Genomic DNA, 3,359 nt, shown 5'->3' on the forward strand with positions numbered 1-3,359 from the left:
AAGCAGAGAAAATCGATACAGAACAGGACCTTGGAGGGCGTTTTAAAGGGGCTCAATGCTTAAGGTCCTGTAGATGAAAAACAGCAAGGTATCGACTTCCGGGATATCGACACCTTCGTTGAAGATGTCCACTACGCAGAGGATATTGATAACGCCGGTACGCAAATCTTGTTGCTTACTATGGCGCTCGTCTCGGTTATCGCTGGTGAGGATGTCAGCCTTGATGCCCTTTAATAAAAAAGCCTTGCACATAAAATCGGCATGTTCTCGGCTCACACAAAATGCCAGCGCTTTGATCTTGGTAATATCGGTGACGATCTCATCGAGGCTCTGGACGATTTTCTGTACCCGCTGCTGATTGTGGGTATAGATATTGGTGAGCTCAGTGATGTCATAACGACCATTTTTCCAAGTCACTTGGCGCAGGTCAGTATCATCATCGATACCAAAATATTGGAACGGACAGAGATGGCGACGATTGATGGCCTCTGGTAAACGAATCTCCGCTGCGATCACACCACAAAAGTCGGCGAGAATATCACCGCTATCATGGCGCTCTGGCGTTGCGGTCAATCCCAACAGAATGCGAGGTTCAAAGGCGGCGAGCAGACCGCGATAACTGGCCGCCGCAATATGGTGAACCTCATCGATGACGATGTAATCGAAATAATTTGGGCTAAGACGCAAATTAGCCAGCTGGTTATTAAAGGATTGCACTGAGGCAAACAGCTGACGGTAGTGGGTCGGTACAGATCCGCCGACCAATAGTTCGCCAAAATTGGATTGCTTGAGCACTCCGCGGTACGAGGCTAATGCTTGGCGCAAGATCTCCTCTTTGTGGGCGACAAACAGAAACTTGGCATCGGGTTTGGTTTTCAAAAAACGCGCAAAATCAAAGGCGGAGATCAGGGTTTTCCCTGTACCGGTAGCCGCTACCACCAAGTTACGAAAGCGCTGGTGTAAAGCGCGCTCCATCGCCAATTGTTCAAGGATCTCCAGTTGATGGGGAAACGGCGTGATATCAAAGAAATAGGCAGGGCTATTTTTGTCCCCATCCCCACGGGCCTCTTGCAGCGCATACTGCAATTTTGTACGGCTTTCCAGCTTGCCATCAAACAGCTCAAAATCATCGGATTCCCAATAGGTTTCAAAGGTACTCAGGGATTTCTCGATAATATGAGGGATCTCTTGCGAGGTGATTTTTAGGTTCCACTCCAAACCGCTGGTGAGGGCAGAATGAGAGAGATTGGAGGAACCTATATAGCCGGTATGAAAGCCGGTATTTCGGCAAAAGAGATAGCTCTTGGCATGCAACCGCTCACGCTGGGTGTTATAGCTGAGTTTGACTTCGGTATTGGGGAGGTTGGCTAAAAATTCAACTGCCTTGGCGTCGGTCGCCCCCATATAAGAGGTAGTAATTACTTTTAATTGGCGGCCGCTGCGAGTGAACTCTTCCAGCTCATGACGGAAAATACGGATACCTGCCCATTTGATAAATGAGACCAGCCAGCAGATGCTATCTGCAGACAATATCTCCCGTTTAATCTCCGACTCCATCGACAAACCCGCATTGCTGCCGCAGAACAGCTCACTTTGCGTTAGACCGGTCAGAGGGAAAATATTCTCGGCATATTGCTTTAAATTGGCTGAGATGGGGTTATCCAACTGATAGAGCGCTGTCAGAATTTTTCCCTGACTATCGATGAGGTTCTCGCCAATAAAGTCTGGGTCTTGTGTGCGATCCTTTAGCCAAAGTAATAACTGGTTAGCCAGCTCAATCTGACGTTGGAGTTGATCCTCTCCAGTTACCGAACCCACCGCATATTCCAAAACCCGACTCAGAAATCTGGATAACCAAACTGCCGCTTCGGCAGGTTCAAGCTGGCGTTCCCCTACGTAAAAGCGCTCGCGGTCGAGTCGAGATGTCAGCAGTTGAGTAATGAGCTGTTCATAAATACCGCATTGTTGCATCGCACTTTAGCCTTGAACGTTGTACATGAGGGTGGCGAGAAGAGTATCATTTTTTCCAACCAAATCAGTAAGCTGTTGTCGCCTGTTACTCGTTTGAAAATCGCCCCGGTTTTCGGTAATAAAGCCCGGCAGTGACAACCACAGGGAGGTGGTGATGGATCCGGTTTCCTATCTTTTTTCGGCTTATCTCAATCTGGTACAGCAGCAGGTCGCGGATATCTATGGCACCGAGGCCAAGACGCTGGTGGTGCAGTATGAGGGGGAGTCGGTCCCGTTCTCTTTTCAGCTGTGGCAGATCCAGCAGCCGAGCGTTTGTCGTCCCTACCAGCAGGATGTGCGGCGCTTTAGCCAATGTACGGTCAAGGCGTCCGCCCTGTTTCACAAGCTGTGTGATGACTTGACTCGGCAGGATGACAGCAGTTGGCAACTGCCCAAATTTCGCACCATGTACTGCTCGGCTGCCATCAGTTATCGGCCGATGATTGCCGAGATTGGGGATGCCAAACAGAGTCCGGCCAAGCTGGCGGAGCGCGTCTGCAATCAGGCGATTCTGGCTGCGATGGACAGTGACGATGAAGCTCTGCTGGCCCAGCGTGACAGAGCGTGCGCAGCGGTGCAGTAACGCGAATTTATCTGACCAGATCATTTGCGCTCGCTTTGCGCGTCACGGCATACATGGGCTTCCTCTTGCCGGGTATGATGGGGTTGCCCGCAGTGGCGACGACAGTCGGATGCTGGCGGGCATATGTCGGTCACATCAGCCAGATCACCACCAGGAGGTAACCATGATCAGCCATATCGACCATCTGGTATTGACGGTCAGTGATATCGAACGGGCCGTGGCCTTTTACAGTTCGGTGCTCAATATGGAGGCCATCACCTTCGGTGCGGGGCGCCGGGCGTTGGGGTTCGGCAACCAGAAGATCAATCTGCAACTGCTTGGGCAGGAGCCGCGCAATCGGGCGCAGGTGGGGTCGGGAGATATCTGCCTTATCACCCGCTGGCCGCTGGAGCAGGTGATGGCCCAGCTGGCCTGTCACGGGGTGGAGATTGTCGAGGGGCCGGTGACCAAAAGCGGTGCCTGCGGGCCGATAGAATCCATCTACTTCCTCGACCCGGATCAGAATCTGATAGAAGTGAGCATCTATCCCTGACAGGGTTGGCGTGGCGCCTGACGGTGCAACACCTATCAGAGTCACTCTATTTCCTCGATCCGGATCAGAACCTGATAGAAGTGAGCATCTATCCCTGAGTCCACCAAGCCATCAGTTCCATCGCCATCATTAATAGAAAGGGGCCGTCAATTGACGGTAATGCCGATCAGTTAAGGATCCATTGACCGATCCTGCTGATGTGTAAAAATCCGACACCTGTTGATTTGGTTTCGG

2 protein-coding genes and 1 pseudogene are annotated in these 3,359 nt (G+C 51.4%); 2 read left to right on the forward strand and 1 reads right to left on the reverse strand.

All coding sequences use genetic code 11. The features are described from left to right. Nucleotides 1-78 precede the first annotated feature (78 nt). Nucleotides 79-1,971 (reverse strand): annotated as a pseudogene (locus OKC40_RS22035) (DEAD/DEAH box helicase family protein); the annotation flags it as partial. A gap of 154 nt (nucleotides 1,972-2,125) precedes the next feature. On the opposite strand from OKC40_RS22035, the gene OKC40_RS22040 reads away from it, so the two are divergent. Further along, on the forward strand, nucleotides 2,126-2,593 hold the full coding sequence (locus tag OKC40_RS22040; protein ID WP_270796988.1) for a hypothetical protein: 468 nt from the start codon (nucleotides 2,126-2,128) through the stop codon (nucleotides 2,591-2,593). A gap of 163 nt (nucleotides 2,594-2,756) precedes the next feature. After that, nucleotides 2,757-3,125: a VOC family protein gene (locus OKC40_RS22045; protein WP_270796989.1), complete on the forward strand. Its 369-nt coding sequence runs from the start codon at nucleotides 2,757-2,759 to the stop codon at nucleotides 3,123-3,125. Nucleotides 3,126-3,359 lie beyond the last annotated feature (234 nt).

Origin of the sequence: Aeromonas sp. QDB11 (assembly GCF_027705265.1) — a bacterium.
GTDB lineage: Bacteria > Pseudomonadota > Gammaproteobacteria > Enterobacterales > Aeromonadaceae > Aeromonas > Aeromonas allosaccharophila.